Below are 16,790 nucleotides of genomic sequence, written 5' to 3'. Positions count from 1 at the left end.
CCTTCGAATCCGCTTCGGCGAGCGCGCCGAGCAGGTACACCAGCACCGCGTTGTGGCCGAGCGTCTCCGCGACGTCGGCGACGACCTGCGGATCGGTCGGATCGCGGCGGGTCACCACCTGGTGGACAAGGAGGTGATGCCGAACCATCTCGGAGAGGATCTCACGGTCGGCGGCCCAGAGGCCGAGTCGCCGACCGATGGCGTCAGCGATGTCCGCGCCGATCGTGCAGTGGTTGCCCCCGCGCCCCTTCCCGAGGTCGTGCAGCAGCGCTCCGAGCAGCAACAGATCCGGGCGCGGGACGTCGGTGGTGAGTTCGGACGCGCCGGCCACGGTCTCGATCAGGTGCCGGTCGACGGTCCAGGTGTGGATCCCGTCGCGCGGAGGCAGGTCACGGACGGCCTCCCACTCGGGGAACATCCGTCCCCAGAGGCCGACCCGGTCGAGGGCCTCGATCGGCCCCGCCATGTCGGGTCCCGACGCCAACAGCACCAGCAGGTCCGACAGTTGCTCGGCCGACCACGGCTCGGGCATCTCGGGGCTGTAGCGAGCGAGGCGTTCCAGGACCGGACCATTGATGGGCAGCCGATTCCGAGCGCTGGCCGCGGCCACCCGGAGGACCAGCCCGGGATCGCCGCTGGGGATCGCCGACTTCGCCAACACCACCTCACCGCTGTGCTCGACGACGCCCTCGTCCAGCGGGCGGCGCAGCGGCAAGCGACGCAACCGGGACAGGCCCCGGCGGCCGACGGCGTTCTGCGCCGTGCGGAGTCCGGCATCCACGGCATAGGTTGTGGTCCGACCGGCGTCGCTGATCTTGCGTGCCAACTCGAAGCGGTCGGCGATGCCGAGAGCGACGGCGATCTCGTCGGCGTCTTGGGCGCGCACCTGGTCGCGAGCGCGACCGGCGATGCGGTGGGCTTCGCCCCGGACCGCGAGCAGCAGGTCGTAGGCCTGCGCCAGCGGAGATCCGACCGTTCCCGGATCCAGACGTGCCAGACCGTCGGTCAGTTGCGCCAGGGCCAGGGCGTTGAGGAGTTGGATGTCGCGGAGTCCACCGCGACCGCTCTTCAAATCGGGTTCGGCGCGGTGGGCGATCTCGCCCGTCAGCCGCCACCGGTCCTGGGCCGTCTCGATCACCTGCGGCAGCCGCAGGCGCGCCTCGGTGCGCCAGAGGTTGCGGACGGACACGATCATCAGTTCGGCCAAGTCGCGGTCACCGGCCAGGAATCGGGCGTCGAGCAGGCCGAGGGCCGCCGACGCGTCTTCCCGCGTCACGCGCATGGCCTCGGGCACGGACCGGACGCTGTGGTCGAGGCTGATCCCGGCGTCCCACAGCGGGTACCAGAAGCCGTCGGCCACCTCGGCGAGGCGTTCCGGATAGCGGTTGTCGTGGACCAAGATCAGATCGAGGTCGGAGTAACCGACCATTTCGCGCCGCCCGAGACTGCCGACGGCGACGACGGCGAATCCGCTCTGCGCACCGATGCCGAGCGCCTCGGCGCGCGCTGCCACCCAATCTTCGAAGAGGTCGGCGACGGCGTCGCGCCGAGCCGGTCCGGTGAGTGAGTCGTCGTGCAGCAGGATCGACCTCGCGGCGGCGAGGGTGGCACCGGAGGTTGCCTCCAGCGCTTCCTCGCCGCCGCGTAGATCAGATCGCTTCGGGTCCGCGTTCACCGGTTCGCACCCGGATGATCGATTCCACGGGGGTCACCCACACCTTGCCGTCACCGATCTTGCCGGTGCGCGCGGCTTCGACGATCGCTTCGGCCACCTGGTCGACGGCTTCGTCGTCCACGACGACCTCCACGCGGACCTTGGGAACGAAGTCGACGGCGTACTCGGCGCCGCGGTATACCTCGGTGTGGCCCTTCTGCCGCCCGTAACCCTGCACCTCGCTGACTGTCATTCCGACGACGCCGATGTGCTCGAGCCCGGCCTTGACATCTTCAAGGGTGAACGGCTTGACGATTGCGGTGATCAGCTTCATGGATTGCCCCTTCTCTCCTGATCGACACTAGTTGCTAGCGATTTCATGCCGGCTCGTACGCGCTCTCGGCGTGTTCGGTGCTGTCGATGCCGGTGAGCTCTGCCTCGCGGTCGATGCGCCAACCGAGCGGCTTGAGGACCATCGCGATGACGAAGGTCAGCACACCGGTGAACACCAACGCGACCAGCGCGATCACGGTCTGCACCGCGAGTTGCTTGTAGTCGTGTCCGTAGAACAGCCCGGAGTCCTTCGCGACCAGGCCGATCGCCACGGTGCCCCAGAGTCCGGACACCAGGTGGACGCCGACCACGTCGAGCGAGTCGTCGATCTTGAACCGGTACTTGAGGCCGATCGCGGAGGCCGAGAGGCCGCCTGCCACCAGACCGAGGAACAGCGCACCGACCGGGCTCACCGAACCGCATGCCGGGGTGATCGCGACCAGACCGGCCACGATGCCCGACGCCGCACCGACGCTGGTCGCGTGCGAGTCACGGATCCATTCGACGATCAGCCAGCCGACCATCGCTGCGGCCGTGGCAGCCGCGGTGTTGACCCACACCAGTCCGGCAGTCGCATCGGCGCCCAGCTCAGACCCGGCGTTGAAGCCGAACCAGCCGAACCACAGCAGGGCGGCGCCGAGCATCACGAACGGGATGTTGTGCGGACGGTACGCGGTGCGGCCGAAGCCGCGACGGTTGCCGACCACCAGAGCCAGGACCAGACCCGCGATACCCGCGTTGATGTGGACGACGGTTCCGCCGGCGAAGTCGATCGGGGCCACCTCGGCCACCCCGTCGGCCACACCGAACATCCACGCCGCGATCGAGTCCTTGGCTCCCGAGAGCAGGCCGCCGCCCCACACCATGTGGGCCAGCGGGAAGTAGACGATCGTGACGAACAGGACGGTGAACGCCACCCAGGTCACGAACTTGACGCGCTCGGCGAGCGCACCGCTGATCAGCGCCACCGTGATGACCGCGAACGTCAATTGGAACGCCAGGAACACCATCGCTGGGATCTCCGTCGCACCCCAGACGACGACATGCGTTGCATCGCCGACGGTCTTGGTCTGCATCAGCTGGTCTGAGCCGAACAGCGAGAGCGGGTTGGCGAAGACGCCGCCGATGTCACCGGTTCCGGTGAGCGTGTTTCCGAACGACATCGAGAAGCCCCACAGGACGTAGACGACGGTCACGGTCCCCAGCGCCGCGAACGACATCATCATCATGTTGAGCACCGACTTGCCGCGCGAGAGTCCTCCGTAGAAGAACGCCAGCGCCGGCGTCATCAGCAGGACCAGCGACGCGCTTACCAGCACCCACGCCGTGTTTCCCGCGTCCACTGTCCCGAACACCTCGTCGGGCAATGCAATCTGCACGGTCGCACCTCCTTGCGGACGTCGTCTCTCGACGTCCGCGATCAGAATGCTGGGTGCGTGTTGCGTGCTGAGTCGCTCGAATGTTTCGCACTCGTCAAAGAATCGGACGAATGTTTCGGCGGTGTTGCCGTGCTCACGGGTCCAGACCCGACACCGGAATCCTCCGGTTCCCGTCAGGCGCGGGCCACGATCCCCGACAGGTCGAGCTTCGCGTCGAGGACGCCGTACATGTGGCCGGGGTCCGCGATGCGGCCGGCCATGAACGCGTCGGTGACCGCTTCCGGCGCCTGGCGGATCAGGATCGCTCCCTGGAGCGCGATCGCCATCGATTCGGTCAGGCGTCGGGCCAGGGCGGGCGCGGCGAGCGGGTCGGCGGCGGCCTGCGCGATCAGCTTGCGAGTCCGTTCCACGTGGAGGTCGTACTCGCGGTAGACCCCGAGCGACCGCTCGAATTCGTTGTCGACGGCTTCGACCGACAGCGGGTCGCGCATCATCGCGCGCAGCACGTCGAGGGCGATCACGTTGCCCGAGCCCTCCCACACCGCCATCACCGGCTGCTCGCGGTAACGGCGCGACAGCGGGAAGCCGTTCTCGGTGTATCCGTTGCCGCCGAGGCACTCCAGGGCCTCGTACGCGTGGTTCGGGCCGCGCTTGCAGACCCAGTACTTCCCGACGGCCGTGGCCAGGCGACGGAACGCCGCTGACTCGTCGGCGTCGTCGTCGTACGCTGCGGCCAGGCGCAGACCGGTCCAGACGGCGGCTTCGGCCTCCACCTGGAGATCGGCGATCACCGCGGTCATCGCCGGCTGATCCACCAGGGTGGCCCCGAAGGCCGCGCGGTTGCGGACGTGCCAGGCCGCTTCAGCGACCGACTGCCGCATGCCCGCGGCGCTACCGAGGATGCAGTCGAGTCGGGTCTGATTGACCATCTCGATGATCGACCGGACGCCTGCGCCCTCGTCGCCCAGTCGCCACCCGACGGTGCCGTCGAACTCCACCTCGCTCGAGGCGTTCGACTTGTTGCCGAGCTTGTCCTTGAGGCGCTGCACGTTGAACACGTTGCGGGTGCCGTCCGGCAGGACGCGCGGCACCACGAAGCAGGTGACCCCGGCCGCCGTGTTGGCCAGCACCAGGAAAGCGTCGGACTGCGGGGCCGAGCAGAACCACTTGTGGCCGGTGATCAGGTAGGTGCCGTCGGACTGTTCGACGGCACGCGTGGTGTTGGCCCGCACGTCCGAACCGCCCTGCTTCTCGGTCATCGCCATGCCGAAGATCGCCGAGGTCTTGGTGGTCGTGCGCCCGGTCGACGGGTCGATGCCGCCGAGCTCGTGCTGGTAATCGGTCGAGAAGACGCGCGGCAGCCACTCGTCGGCCAGTTTCTGATCCAGCCGCAGCGACGGCACCACCGCGTGCGTCATGCTCACCGGGCACGCATGGCCTGGCTCGATCTGCCCGAACTGCATGAACATCGCGGCGCGGGCCACGTGTGCGCCGTCGCGCGGATCCGACCAGCAGCTGGTGTGCGCGCCGTGGGCGATCGCATCGCCGATGATGCGGTGGTACGCGGGGTGGAACTCGACGTCGTCGATCCGGTTGCCCCAGCGGTCGTGACTGAGGTGCTTGGGCAGGATGGTGTTGGCGAGCTCGGCGTCGCGCTGAAAATCGGCGCGACCGACCAGAGCGCCGGCCTCGGTGAGGGCGTCGGTGGCCCATCCGCCGCCGAATGCGCCGACCGCCTCGACCAGTGCGGTGTGGCTGGTGTACTCGTTCACGTCGATGCGCGGCGGCGCCTGATTGAAGACCTGGTGCGTTGCGGACATGTCGACTCCTTCGGGGGTTCGAGTGCTGGGGGTTCGTTTTGGGGTTCGCAAGTGAGACGGGTGTCAGGTGAGAGCGGGCGGTTCGGCGCCGAGCGCCAGGAAGCAGAAGCGGCGGATGGTGGCGAGCAGCGCCGTCGGGTCATCGTTGAGCGGCGCGGCGGTGTCCGGATTCAGCGCACCGATGAGGGCCTCGGAGATCGCTCCCATCACTGCGGCGGCGACCACCGGGACGTCGCACTCCGCGAACCGTCCGGCGGCGATGCCGTCGGCGATGATCTGCTCGCCGAGCTCGCGATACGACTGCCGCAGGCGCAGGCGTTCGGCGTCGACCGCGGGAGTCACCGGCTCGAACAGCAGCGACCACGCGGTGCGCCTGCCGCGCAGGGCTCGCTCGGCGAAGGTGTCGATGAGGGCGCGCATCTGCGCCTCGGGGTGGCCGGCATGGGCGGCGACGGCGCGCGCCACGTGGCCGAACTCGTACTCCGCGGCGTCGCGGAAGACCTCGGCGAGCAAGGTCTCCCGGTTGTCGAAGTACGAGTAGACCGATCCGACGCTGACACCGCTCCCCTCAGCGATCGCGGCGACGGTGGCCGCGGCGAATCCACCGCCGGCGACGATCTTCCGCGCGGCAGCATGGATCGCGTCGCGCTTGGCCTGGGCACTGCGGCGGGTCGCGGCAGTCGGTCGATATGCCATCCGTTGCTCCCTCCGATCAAACAACTGAATTCAGGTTCAATTGATTACACGAAGAATTGAACCACGATTCAATCCGGGCGGCAAGAGGCTGTCCTACAGCGACAGAAAGAAAGGATCGCCAAGATCAGTTCGCTCGGACCGCTCCGCCGGAAGATTTCCTTCGGAGGGTCGTGAGCGGACTGATCTTGGCGATGGTTGAGAGGGATCGAAAGGTTTGCTTACAGCAGTGCGTCGACGAATGCTCCCGGCTCGAACGGCGCGAGGTCGTCGGCGCCTTCGCCGAGACCGACCAGCTTCACCGGGACGCCGAGCTCCTCCTGAATGCGGAAGACGATGCCGCCCTTGGCGGTGCCGTCGAGCTTGGTGAGGACCACGCCGGTCAGCGAGACCACTTCGGCGAAGACCTTGGCCTGCATCAGGCCGTTCTGGCCGACCGTCGCATCGAGAACGAGGAGCACTTCGTCCACCTCGGTCTTCTTCTCGATGACGCGCTTCACCTTGCCGAGCTCGTCCATCAGGCCCGACTTGGTGTGCAGACGACCCGCGGTGTCGATGAGGACGACGTCGACACCCTCGGCGATGCCGGTGGTCACGGCATCGAAGGCCACCGCGGCCGGATCCGCGCCCTCCTTCCCGCGCACGGTGCTCGCGCCGACGCGCTCGCCCCAGGTCTGCAACTGGTCGGCGGCGGCCGCGCGGAAGGTGTCCGCGGCGCCGAGCAGCACTCGGCGACCGTCGGCGACCAGCACGCGGGCCAGCTTGCCCGTGGTGGTGGTCTTACCGACGCCGTTGACGCCGGCCACCAGGATCACGGCGGGACGGTCGGCATGCGGAAGCGCCTTCACCGAACGGTCGAGTTCGGGGTGCAACTGCTCCACCAGCACGGCGCGGAGAGCGGAACGTGCGTCGTCGGCGGTGCGAACCTTGCCCGACGCCAGCTCTTCGCGCAGCCGGTCGATGACGGTCGTGGTGACCGAGGTGCCGAGGTCGGCCATCACCAGGGTGTCTTCGATCTCTTCCCAGCTGTCCTCGTCCAGGTCGCCGGCACCGAGCAGGCCCAGGACGCTGGCGCCGATGGCACCCTGCGAGCGCGACAGGCGTCCGCGCAGGCGCGAGAGGCGGCCTTCGGTGGGAGCGATCTCGTCGAGCACCGGCTCGGGCTCGGGCGTCGGCTCGGGTTCGTGGGTCGGTTCAGGTTCCGGCGTCGGCTCGGGCTCAGGCGTCGGCGCAGGTTCCGGCGTCGGTTCAGGTTCCGGCGTCGGCTCAGACGTCGGCTCAGGCTCCGGGGTCGCCTCGGGCTCCGGCGCTACCTCGGGCTCCGGCGTCGGCTCCGGCACGACCACCGGCTCCGGCTCGGGTCGGTCGAGCGTTGCCGATCCGGCGCCGCCCTGGCTGAAGCTGAACCCGGATCCGGCCTGGTAGCCGCCGGATCGGTCGACCTGACGCTGGGTGCCGTCGGTGACCTGTTCGGCCGTCTTGCCCTCGTCCTTCAGCGAGATCCGACGACGCCGGCTCAGGGCGAAGCCGGTGCCACCGACCAGCGCCAGCACGAGGACGACGGCGATGACGATGCCGATGATGAGTTGGGTATCCACGGAGGATGCTTCCCTTCAGCTGTTTACGGAGCGGTATCGATTGCGGGAGTGGGAACGGTCTGCGGCTCGGCGTCCGGATGGAACGGCGCGTTGGTCTCGGCGGCGGGCGCGATGTCGACACCGCGCAACCGCTGCGAGATCACCTGGGTGATCCCGTCGCCACGCATACTGACACCGTAGAGCGCGTCGGCGATCTCCATGGTCGGCTTCTGGTGCGTGATGACGATCAACTGCGACTTCTCGCGCAGTTGCTCGAACAGGGAGATGAGGCGGCGCAGGTTGGCGTCGTCGAGCGCGGCCTCGACCTCGTCCATCACGTAGAACGGCGACGGCCGCGCGCGGAAGATCGCGACGAGCATCGCAACGGCGGTCAACGACTTCTCGCCGCCCGACAGCAACGACAATCGTTTGACCTTCTTGCCCGGTGGTCGTGCCTCGACGTCGACGCCGGTGGTGAGCATGTCGTCCGGGTCGGTGAGGATCAGTCGTCCCTCTCCGCCCGGGAAGAGCGTGGCGAACACCTGCACGAACTCGCGCTCCACATCGGCGTACGCCTCGGTGAAGACCTGCAGGATCCGGGCGTCGACGTCTTCGATCACCTCGAGCAGGTCCTTGCGCGCGCCCTTGACGTCCTCGAGCTGGGCGGACAGGAAGTTGTAACGCTCTTCCAGTGCCGCGAACTCCTCCAGCGCCAGCGGGTTCACCCGGCCGAGGGTCTTGAGGTCCTTCTGCGCGGTGCGGAGGCGGCGTTCCTGAGTCGCGCGGTCGTAGGGCATGGGCGCCGGGGCGACCACTTGATCGCCGCGCTCCTTGGCCTCCTGGTATTCGCGCATCTCCAGCTCCGACGGCGGCATCGGCACGTCGGGGCCGTACTCAGCGACCAGATCGTCGGGTGCGATCGCGAACTGCTCGAGGACCTGTTCTTCCAGCTGTTCGATGCGGAGGGCGGCCTGCGCTTTCGCCAGCTCATCGCGGTGTACGGCGTCGCGCAGCTTGTTCATCACCCCGGTCAGCTGATCGACCTGCGCGCGGAGGGCGTCGACCTCGGCGGTGCGCTGCGACCGCACGGCTTCGAGTTGATCGCGACCTTCCGCGGCGTCGGCGGCCGCGCGCGAGACCTCGTCGGCCAGCCGCTCGCCGGTCTCGACCACGGCAGAGGCCACTCCGGCCGCATACCGTCGCTGGGCATCCTGACGGCGCTGGCGCTCGCGGTTGGCGCGCTCGTTGGCCGCGGCCCGCCGCAACCCCTCGGCCTTGCCGCGCACCGAGGCGAGACGCTCTTCCGCCGTGCGCAGGGTCAGTCGCGTCTCCACCTCGATCGATCGCGCCGACGCCACCTCGGCCGCCGTGGCCTCGCGCATCTCCCGATCGAGGTCTCCGGACGGTTCGTCGGCCACCCCGTCGACGGCCCGCGCCAGGCGGTCCTCCACCTCGGTGAGCTGCGACAGGTTCTCCGCCCGGCCCTGTTCGACGAAGTTGCGTTGGCGCACCAGCCGGTCGGCTTCCTCGCTCGCCGCGCGGATGTCGGCGCCGAGCCGGCCCATCGTCTCGTACGCGGCGCCGACATTGGCATCGGACTCGTTGAGCGCGGCGAGCGCTCCCTCGGTGGCTTCGCGGGCCGCGGTCTGTTCGTTGAGCGCCTTGGTGAGGTCCGCTTCGATCTGCGTCGCTCGACCTTCGGCTCGGGCCAAGTCGGTGATCGCGGTGTCGATCGCCGACTGCACCTCGATGGTCGACGGCCGCTTCGAGGAGCCGCCCTCCACCGTCGCGGCCGAGATGCGGTCGCCGTCCTTGGTGACGCCGGTGACGCCGAGTTCGCCCGCGAGGCGCAGCCCGGTCGCGGCGTCGTCGACGATCACCACCCCGTCAAGCAGTTCGTCGAGCGCCCCGGCCACCGAGTCCGGCGCCTCCACTTGATCGCGCGCCCACACCACACCGCTGGGCAGCGACGGCCGCTGCGCCTGCGGGCGGGCGGCGATGCCGCCGACGATCAGGGCCGCCCGACCACCGTCGCCCTGGCGGAGTTCGTGCAGGGCGCGCACGGCGGCGAGTCCGTCGACGGTCGCCACCGCTTCAGCCACCGGCCCCAGCGCGCCGGCCATCGCGGCCTCGTAGCCGGGTGCCACGGTCAACAGTTCAGAGAGTGGCGAGAGCAGCCCCTCGGTCCCCCGTTCAATGAGCCACGCGCCGCCGTCGCCGCGCTCCAGACCCACCGAGAGCGCGTCGATCCGTGCGGTCAGCGAAGCGATGGCCCGTGCCGTCTCGCGCTCTTCCAGCTGCAGCTTCTCGACGAGCTCGGTGGCGCGCGCGAGGGCGGCAGAGTACTTCTCGTGATGAGCATCGAGATCACGCTCGCCGTCTTCCAGCGCGGCGACGTGCTCGGCCTCGGTGTCGAGCGACGCCTGGGCGGTCACCGCCCGCTCCGTCGCCGCCTCGATGGCGGCGGTCAGCCGCGCGGTCTCGCCGTCGACCGACTCGACCTTGGTACGCAGGTTGGCGGCCTCGCCCTCCAAACGCGCCAGCCCTTCGCGGCGGTCGGCGACGGCCTGCACGGCGGCCAGATGGGCGCGCTCGGCCTCGCTCGCCGCCTGCTCGGACGCCGACAGCGCCGCGGTGGCGTACTCGAGGCGCTCGGCCGCCGCCTCGACGGCCTCGGCGTGTTCGGCCTCGGTCATCGCCGCTTCTTCGGCCTGGCGTTCCAGGTCTTCGGGATCGGGTCCGGAGGCCGCCACGCTGGGCGAGGCCAGGTGTGCGGCGCGCTCGCCTGCCACCCGAAGGGTGCCGCCGACCCGCTCCGACAGCGCACTCAGCTGGTAGAAGACCCGGTTGGCCTCCGACGCCGCCGGCGTCACCTGCGCGAGGTGTTCCTGCGCCTCGGCGAGGGCTTCGGTCGCGGCATCGAGCCCGGCCGCCACCTCGTCCTGCTGCCGACGCACTTCGGCCTCGACGATGCTGTGCTGCGCCATCTCCTCGCGGCGCTGGACCAGATCGTCCGCCGCGAGCCGTAGTCGCGCATCGCGGAGGTCGGCCTGGACGGTCGCGGCGCGGCGCGCCACCTCGGCTTGTCTGCCGAGCGGCTTCAACTGCCTGCGCAGTTCGGTTGTCAGGTCGGTCAGGCGGTCCAGGTTGACCGCCATCGCGTCGAGCTTGCGGACCGCCTTCTCCTTGCGGCGGCGATGCTTCAGGACGCCCGCTGCCTCTTCGATGAACGCGCGGCGTTCTTCGGGCCGGGCCTCGAGGATCGCCGACAGTCGTCCCTGACCGAGGATCACGTGCATCTCGCGGCCGATGCCCGAGTCGGACAGCAGTTCCTGCACGTCCATCAGACGGCAGGAGTTTCCGTTGATCTCGTACTCGCCCGCGCCGTCGCGGAACATGCGGCGGGTCACCGAGACCTCGGAGTAGTCGATCGGAAGGGCGCCGTCGGAGTTGTCGATGGTCAGCGTGACCTCGGCGCGCCCCAGCGGAGCGCGTCCCGAGGTGCCTGCGAAGATGACGTCGGCCATCTTGCCGCCGCGCAGGGCCTTGGCGCCCTGTTCGCCCATCACCCAGGTCAGGGCGTCGACGACGTTCGATTTACCCGACCCGTTGGGGCCGACCACACACGTGATGCCGGGTTCAAACCGGAGCGTCGTCGACGACGCGAACGATTTGAACCCTTTCAGTGTGAGGCTCTTCAGGTGCACGACCGATCAGCCTACCGACCCGGAGCGCTCGTCGAGGCGTCACCGGGGGTCGAGGCGCGTCGGATCAGCGCTCGACGAACCCGGTCAGGCCCCCGCGAGCGGGCTCGTACGACTCCACGACCAGGTCGACGACGCCGGGCGTGGCGCCCGACCGCAGCGCGTCCACAAGGGCTTCCAGCTTGTCGACGGCCCCTTCGGCCACCACCAGCACCCGTCCGTCGGCCTGGTTGGACGCGTAGCCGACGAGCCCCAGTTCCAGTGCCCGCGAGCGCGTCCACCACCGGAAGCCGACACCCTGCACATGGCCGTGCACCCACGCGCTCAGCCGCTGGTCGCTCACGGGTTCACTCGGTCTCGATGGCGAGGGTGACCTCGGTGCCCGCCTTCAGCGTGCGTCCGACGGTGCAGACCTTGTCGACGGCCCGCTCCACCACCACCAGGAGGCGCGCTGCGGCGTCGGCGTCGAGTTCGGAGAGGTCCACCTCGAGGATCTCGTCGAGGCGCGGGTACACCTCGTTCTCCCGATCGGCGTCGCCCGACACCCGGATGGTGGCGTCGTAGTCGTCGCCCAGGCGTCGCGACAGCGGCCTGTCGGACGACATGCCGGTGCAGGCCGCGAGGGCGATCTTCATCAGTTCGCCCGGGGTGAACACACCGTCGACGTCCTCCGAACCGATCAACACCTCGGCGCCGCGCGAACTCTGGCCGGTGTAGCGACGGGTTCCGGTGCGTTGGACCCACAGGTCGGTCATGTGATGCCTTTCGAGTGACGTGTCGCAACCACGGTACCGCCGCTTCTCGCGGCGTTGCCTAGGAGGCGGCCCCCTCAGATACGACCGCGTTCGTCGACGGGACGATCGCGGTAGTCGCGCCAGGCCGCCAGCAGTTCGTGCCGCGCGCCGTCGGGATGGGCTCGGTGCCAAGCGCGGGTGAATCGATTGAATTCGAACTGTCCGTCGATGTCGCGGGCGCCCCCGCTGCGGGTGGCGTGCCAGTGGTCCAGCGCGTCCTGCATGGTCTTGGTGCCGTCCGAACGCCCGAAGAAGTCGCGCATGGCGGCGTCGAAGTGGAAACCGGTGCCGATCTGCTCGGTGAGCCACGCGCGCACCACCTGACTCGACCGCTGGCCCGCCGGAATCACCGTGCCCGCGGTCAACGGGCCCGACAGCTGTCGTCCGCTCGGTCGCGGCCGCGCTGCCGGTTCGACGAACTCTCGACCGCCGAGCGACGCCGCGATCCTCGCCGTCAGCTGGTCCTTGCTGCCGGTCGCCCGTAGGCCTCGCTCGCGCGCAAATGCCGCCAACTCGTCCTTCAACCAGTACCAGCGTAGGAACTCCACTTCGGCCAGTCCCGCTCCGAGGTCTGGCCGTCCAGGACCAGGCGACTGCGTCACCGCGGATCGATCCGAAGGATCCGGTCGTCGTCCGGGCCGGGATCGCCGCGGCCGTCGGTGTTGTTGGTCAGCACCCACAGCGCACCGTCGGGTGCCCGCACCGCATCGCGCAGCCGTCCGTACTCATCGACGAGATACTCGACGGCGGTCGCGGGGTTGCTCAGGGGGACTTCGCGCAGGCGTTGGCCGCGCAGGTTGGCGATCCAGAGGCTCCCGTCGGCGATGGTGATGCCGCTGGGGCTGGCGTCGGCGGGCGACCATTGTTGCACCGGGTCCACGAACCGGGGGTCGCCGGCGATGCCCTCGACGGTCGGCCAACCGTAGTTCTTCCCCGCTGCGATCACGTTGAGCTCGTCCCAGGTGTCCTGGCCGAACTCGCTGGCGTACATCGTGCCGTCGTCTGCCCAGGCCAGACCCTGCGGGTTGCGGTGTCCGTAGCTGTAGACCGGCGAGCCCGTGAACGGGTTGTCGTCGGGGACGGCACCGGTCGGGGTCAGCCGCAGGATCTTGCCCGAGAGCGAACTGCGGTCCTGCGCCTTCTCGGGATCGCCCGCATCGCCGACCGTCACGTACAGCATTCCGTCGGGGCCGAACGCGATGCGCCCGCCGTTGTGGTGCCCGGCGCGGGGCAACCCCTTGAGGATCGTCTCCGCAGGCCCGAGCCCGAGTTCGCCGGGCGTACCGGTCAGGCGGAAGCGCTCCAGCCGATTCTCGGCGGCGGTGGTGAAGTAGGCGTAGAGGTAGTCGTCGTTGACGGCGAGTCCGAGGAGACCGCCCTCGCTCTCGTGCCGCACACCGTCGACGGTCCCGATCGTGCGCGGTGTCCCGTCACCGGACAATTCCAGGATCCGCCCGGAATCCCGCTCGCTGACCAGTGCCGTGTCGCCGTGGAAGGCGATCGACCACGGCGCGTCGAGACCGGAGGCGACGGTCTCGACGCGTCCGTCACCGCGCACGGACGAACTGGTCGCCTGCGAGGCGGTCGCCGTTCCCGACGTCGTCCCTGACCGTTCGTCGGTGCACGCGGTCAACGCCACGACCGTCGCCGAACACGCGACCACTGCCGCCGCGACTCGGCGTGACGTGAGTGATCCGCGAACTGCAGTGCTGGTGTTCATCCGTCAACCGTAGGCGAGTTCGGTCGACTAGAGGCCGGACGGAACGGTTTTACCGTTGACCACCACGGTCACCTTGTCGGTCGCGGTGTTGTAGGTGACCTTTCCGTGCTCGAAGGTCGCCTGCTGCGTGCTCCCCACGGTGGTCACGTCGCTCGTGACTGCGCCGAGGGGTCCGGCGGAACCGTTGGTCCCGACCGGCACCGGTTTGCCGCTCGCGTCGCGCTCGATGTTCCAGGCCTCCCGGATCTTGCCCCACGTGAGATACGCGGGCGTCCCGGCATCAGCGTTTCGAGCGGTGATCACGCCGCCCTCGAACTGCTGAAACACCACGCCGCTGTCGCGGGTGCCCGCGTTGTGATCGCCGGTCAACGGCAGCCCGAGAATCTTCTTCTCCGCCGGTGTGGCTGCGGCATATCGGGCGGCGATCGGTCCCGTCATAGTCGCATCGCGACCGGCGACGCCCTTCACCGTCGTCGTCGCCGGGCTGGCCGCGGAGGTCGACGGCTGCGGCGCGTCGGTGCTCGACTCGACCGGCGCCGACACCTGCGCTGACGTCGACGCTGTGGAGGAGGCCGTCTTGGAGGAGTCTGACACCGAAGAATCGGCACTGCCACAGCCGACGGTCAGCAGCGCAACCGTGCCCAAACCGGCGAATACGCCGACGGTTCTGCGTTGAATCGAATTCCTCATGTTCTCGCTTTCGGTCGTCGTCCGGCCACCCGATCTCACGCCGGCCAGGTGCTCGCCGTCACAGTTTGCGACTGTCGCGCACGACTCTAGCGGCAGTCCCCTCACTGAACTAATCGACTGGGCCGCAAGACATTGCGCTGGCTACTGTCATCGCATGATCCATCTCCTGGAAGACACTCGGAACCGACGTGCACACGCTGCACAGCAGATTGCCGAGGGATCCGACCAGTGACCCGTCGCCCGGTGACGCATGTGTTGGATCCGATGAGCCGTCGGTGGTGGCGCGCGGTCGGTCGACGCGTCGATCCGTCGACGCCGGAGTTCGCGTTCCTCGCCGCACCGCACAACGAGAGGCACGAGATCGGCGACGCCTGGCTGCACGACTACGAGAAGCAGGGAATGGTCGCTCAGCCGTCACCGACCGCAGGCTTGTTCGACGACATGGCAGTGCTCGACGGTCCGGACTTTCACGCGGCGGACCTGCACCCGGCCGTGCGCGACTTCTATGAACAGACCGGGGCGTGGCGGATGGAGGTGTGGTCGCAGTGGAACCCGCTGTTCGCACCCGGCGGGATGGCGGTCGCCGCGCTATTCGGTCGACGCGTCGAACAACTCGCCCTGCCGACCGAGCCGCTGTCGGTGAGTCGAGGGATGTCGAGCGAGGTCCGGATCGTCTCCGACGAGTCGGGACGCCGGCAAGGAGCGGCCTGGCTACGACGACTACGCCTCGACGATTCTGCGGTGTACAGCGGGTTCTACCGCTCGGCGGTGCTGCCCGGCCGGCATCAGCCCCACGTCGCCGTCTCTTTCCCGCTCGAACTCGGCAACATTCACGTGTTCTTGGCACCGCGCGCCGAAGCGGACGGTGCGCTGACGCTGACGTCCCGATCTCAGCGCTTCGGCGAGGACGGCGCGTACGTATCGGTCTTGTTCGGCGACGAGTGGTATGCGGCGCAGCCACCACTGAGGGAGTCGTTCCGCGTGTATGTCGACGACGAAGGCGTCCTCCGGACCGATCACGAACTCAAAGTCGGACGATTCCGAGCCCTTCGCCTGCACTACCGACTCGAACGTCATTCCTGATGATCGGTGCTGCCGTGACCTCCCGGCTTCGGATCCCAGCCAGCGGCGGTCTCGATGTGGTCGTCGCTACGCTCCTCCCGTACTCGACCAGCAGGGTGGGCAGCTCCGCATTCGGGCCGATCAGCGCCGATTGACTCGTGTCCTCGGTGCCCGCTGACACGACGGACAAGAGAACGAACTGCGGTTCATGAACGCCTCGCGCACCATCGGCGTCTCGCACCGTCGACACGGCAGCCCTTCGCGGCCGTAGGCGTTCAGCGATCGGTCGAAGTACCCCGACTCCCCGTTCACGTTCACGTAGAGATCGTCGAATGAGGTTCCGCCGACGGTGATCGCCTCGCCCATCACGTCGGTGATGTGGCCGACCAACTCGCCGAGTGCGGCGCGGGTGATGCCCTTGGTCCGACGACGACCGTGCAGGCCTGCGCGCCACAGCGATTCGTCGGCGTAGATGTTGCCGACGCCGGAGATCACGGTCTGGTCCAGGATCGCGCGCTTGATCTCGGTGTCACGGCGACGCAGCGCAGTCACGACAGCGTCGGCGTCGAAGCTCTCCTCGAACGGGTCGGCGGCGATGTGCGCCACCGACTCCGGCAGCGCGCGGGCCCCGGTGTCGACGAGATCGTCGAGGTGCCAACCGCCGAAGGTCCGCTGGTCGACGAACCGGAGTTCGTGACCGTCGTCGAGCACGGCGCGGATCCGCAGGTGCACCGGGTCCTCGCTCCCCTGCTCGGCGATCAACATCTGCCCGCTCATGCCGAGATGCACGACAGCCGCGACCTCGTCGGTCGAGTCGGACGCCAGCAGCCACATGTACTTGCCGCGACGTTCAACGCCGGCGATTCGCTTGCCGCGCAACCGATTCGAGAGATCGACGGCTCCGCCCACATGCCGACGCACGGCTCTAGGGTGCAGCACCTCGACGTCGCGAACCTCGCGGTCGCTCAGGTGGACAGCAAGGCCTCGGCGGATCGTCTCGACTTCGGGGAGTTCAGGCACGACGATCAGTCACTGATCGGCCTGGTCGCGCAGGGCTTTCCACGCCAGCTCGGCAGCGTTCTGCTCGGCTTCCTTCTTGGTCTTGCCGACGCCCTGCCCCAGCGCCGCACCACCGACGACGGCCACCGCGGTGAACTCCTTGTCGTGGTCAGGCCCGGTGGAGGTGATCTGATACTGCGGCTGCCCCAGGCTGCGCTCCGCCGACAGTTCCTGCAGCGAGGTCTTCCAGTCCAGGCCGGCACCGAGGCGCCCGGAGCGCTCGATGATCGGCTCGAAGAGATTCATGATCACTCGCTTGGACACCTCGATCCCGTGATCGAGGAAGATGGCGCCGAACAGCGATT

At 68.7% G+C, this 16,790-nt stretch carries 15 protein-coding genes; 1 reads left to right on the top strand and 14 read right to left on the bottom strand.

What is annotated here, in order from left to right:
• From GX543_RS15720 to GX543_RS15665, 12 genes are all read right to left on the bottom strand, one after another.
• The coding region (locus GX543_RS15720; RefSeq protein WP_290853272.1) for a [protein-PII] uridylyltransferase at positions 1-1,585 on the bottom strand (1,585 nt) is incomplete at its 3' end.
• Between the two features lie 64 nt (positions 1,586-1,649).
• Positions 1,650-1,988, bottom strand: coding sequence for a P-II family nitrogen regulator (locus GX543_RS15715; RefSeq protein ID WP_290853270.1), 339 nt, complete (start codon positions 1,986-1,988; stop codon positions 1,650-1,652).
• Positions 1,989-2,031: 43 nt separating this feature from the next.
• Positions 2,032-3,366 (bottom strand): ammonium transporter, encoded by a 1,335-nt coding sequence (locus tag GX543_RS15710; protein ID WP_290853269.1) that lies wholly within the window; start codon positions 3,364-3,366, stop codon positions 2,032-2,034.
• 173 nt (positions 3,367-3,539) lie between these two features.
• Positions 3,540-5,186, bottom strand: coding sequence for an acyl-CoA dehydrogenase family protein (locus GX543_RS15705; RefSeq protein WP_290853268.1), 1,647 nt, complete (start codon positions 5,184-5,186; stop codon positions 3,540-3,542).
• A 63-nt stretch (positions 5,187-5,249) separates the two neighbouring features.
• Positions 5,250-5,882: a TetR/AcrR family transcriptional regulator gene (locus GX543_RS15700; protein ID WP_290853267.1), complete on the bottom strand. Its 633-nt coding sequence runs from the start codon at positions 5,880-5,882 to the stop codon at positions 5,250-5,252.
• Positions 5,883-6,100: 218 nt separating this feature from the next.
• A complete protein-coding gene (ftsY, locus tag GX543_RS15695) occupies positions 6,101-7,477 on the bottom strand; it encodes a signal recognition particle-docking protein FtsY (RefSeq protein WP_290853266.1) in 1,377 nt (458 codons plus the stop codon).
• Between the two features lie 23 nt (positions 7,478-7,500).
• Complete coding sequence (gene smc / locus GX543_RS15690; protein ID WP_290853264.1) at positions 7,501-11,163, bottom strand: chromosome segregation protein SMC; 3,663 nt, start codon at positions 11,161-11,163, stop codon at positions 7,501-7,503.
• Between the two features lie 64 nt (positions 11,164-11,227).
• Positions 11,228-11,503 carry an acylphosphatase gene (locus tag GX543_RS15685; RefSeq protein WP_290853262.1) on the bottom strand — a complete coding sequence of 92 codons (276 nt, stop codon included), beginning with the start codon at positions 11,501-11,503 and terminating at the stop codon, positions 11,228-11,230.
• A 4-nt stretch (positions 11,504-11,507) separates the two neighbouring features.
• On the bottom strand, positions 11,508-11,915 hold the full coding sequence (locus GX543_RS15680) for an OsmC family protein (protein ID WP_290853260.1): 408 nt from the start codon (positions 11,913-11,915) through the stop codon (positions 11,508-11,510).
• A gap of 74 nt (positions 11,916-11,989) precedes the next feature.
• Positions 11,990-12,556: a DUF6434 domain-containing protein gene (locus tag GX543_RS15675; RefSeq protein WP_290853257.1), complete on the bottom strand. Its 567-nt coding sequence runs from the start codon at positions 12,554-12,556 to the stop codon at positions 11,990-11,992.
• A complete protein-coding gene (locus tag GX543_RS15670) occupies positions 12,553-13,674 on the bottom strand; it encodes a PQQ-dependent sugar dehydrogenase (protein ID WP_290853254.1) in 1,122 nt (373 codons plus the stop codon). The genes GX543_RS15675 and GX543_RS15670 overlap by 4 nt, the downstream gene beginning before the upstream one ends.
• A gap of 27 nt (positions 13,675-13,701) precedes the next feature.
• On the bottom strand, positions 13,702-14,268 hold the full coding sequence (locus GX543_RS15665; RefSeq protein WP_366929085.1) for a hypothetical protein: 567 nt from the start codon (positions 14,266-14,268) through the stop codon (positions 13,702-13,704).
• 324 nt (positions 14,269-14,592) lie between these two features.
• Between GX543_RS15665 and GX543_RS15660 the strand changes: the two genes are divergently transcribed.
• Positions 14,593-15,447, top strand: a complete 855-nt coding sequence (locus GX543_RS15660; RefSeq protein ID WP_290853251.1) for a hypothetical protein — start codon at positions 14,593-14,595, stop codon at positions 15,445-15,447.
• Between the two features lie 120 nt (positions 15,448-15,567).
• Here GX543_RS15660 and mutM read toward each other — a convergent pair whose 3' ends face one another.
• Positions 15,568-16,446, bottom strand: coding sequence for a bifunctional DNA-formamidopyrimidine glycosylase/DNA-(apurinic or apyrimidinic site) lyase (gene mutM, locus GX543_RS15655; RefSeq protein WP_290853250.1), 879 nt, complete (start codon positions 16,444-16,446; stop codon positions 15,568-15,570).
• 9 nt (positions 16,447-16,455) lie between these two features.
• Positions 16,456-16,790: putative dsRNA-binding protein (locus tag GX543_RS15650; protein WP_290853248.1), on the bottom strand; the 335-nt coding region annotated here is incomplete at its 5' end.

It is taken from the genome of Gordonia sp. (in: high G+C Gram-positive bacteria) (assembly GCF_012515855.1).
Taxonomy (GTDB): domain Bacteria; phylum Actinomycetota; class Actinomycetes; order Mycobacteriales; family Mycobacteriaceae; genus Gordonia.
This window is presented reverse-complemented; position numbering and strand designations above follow the sequence as displayed.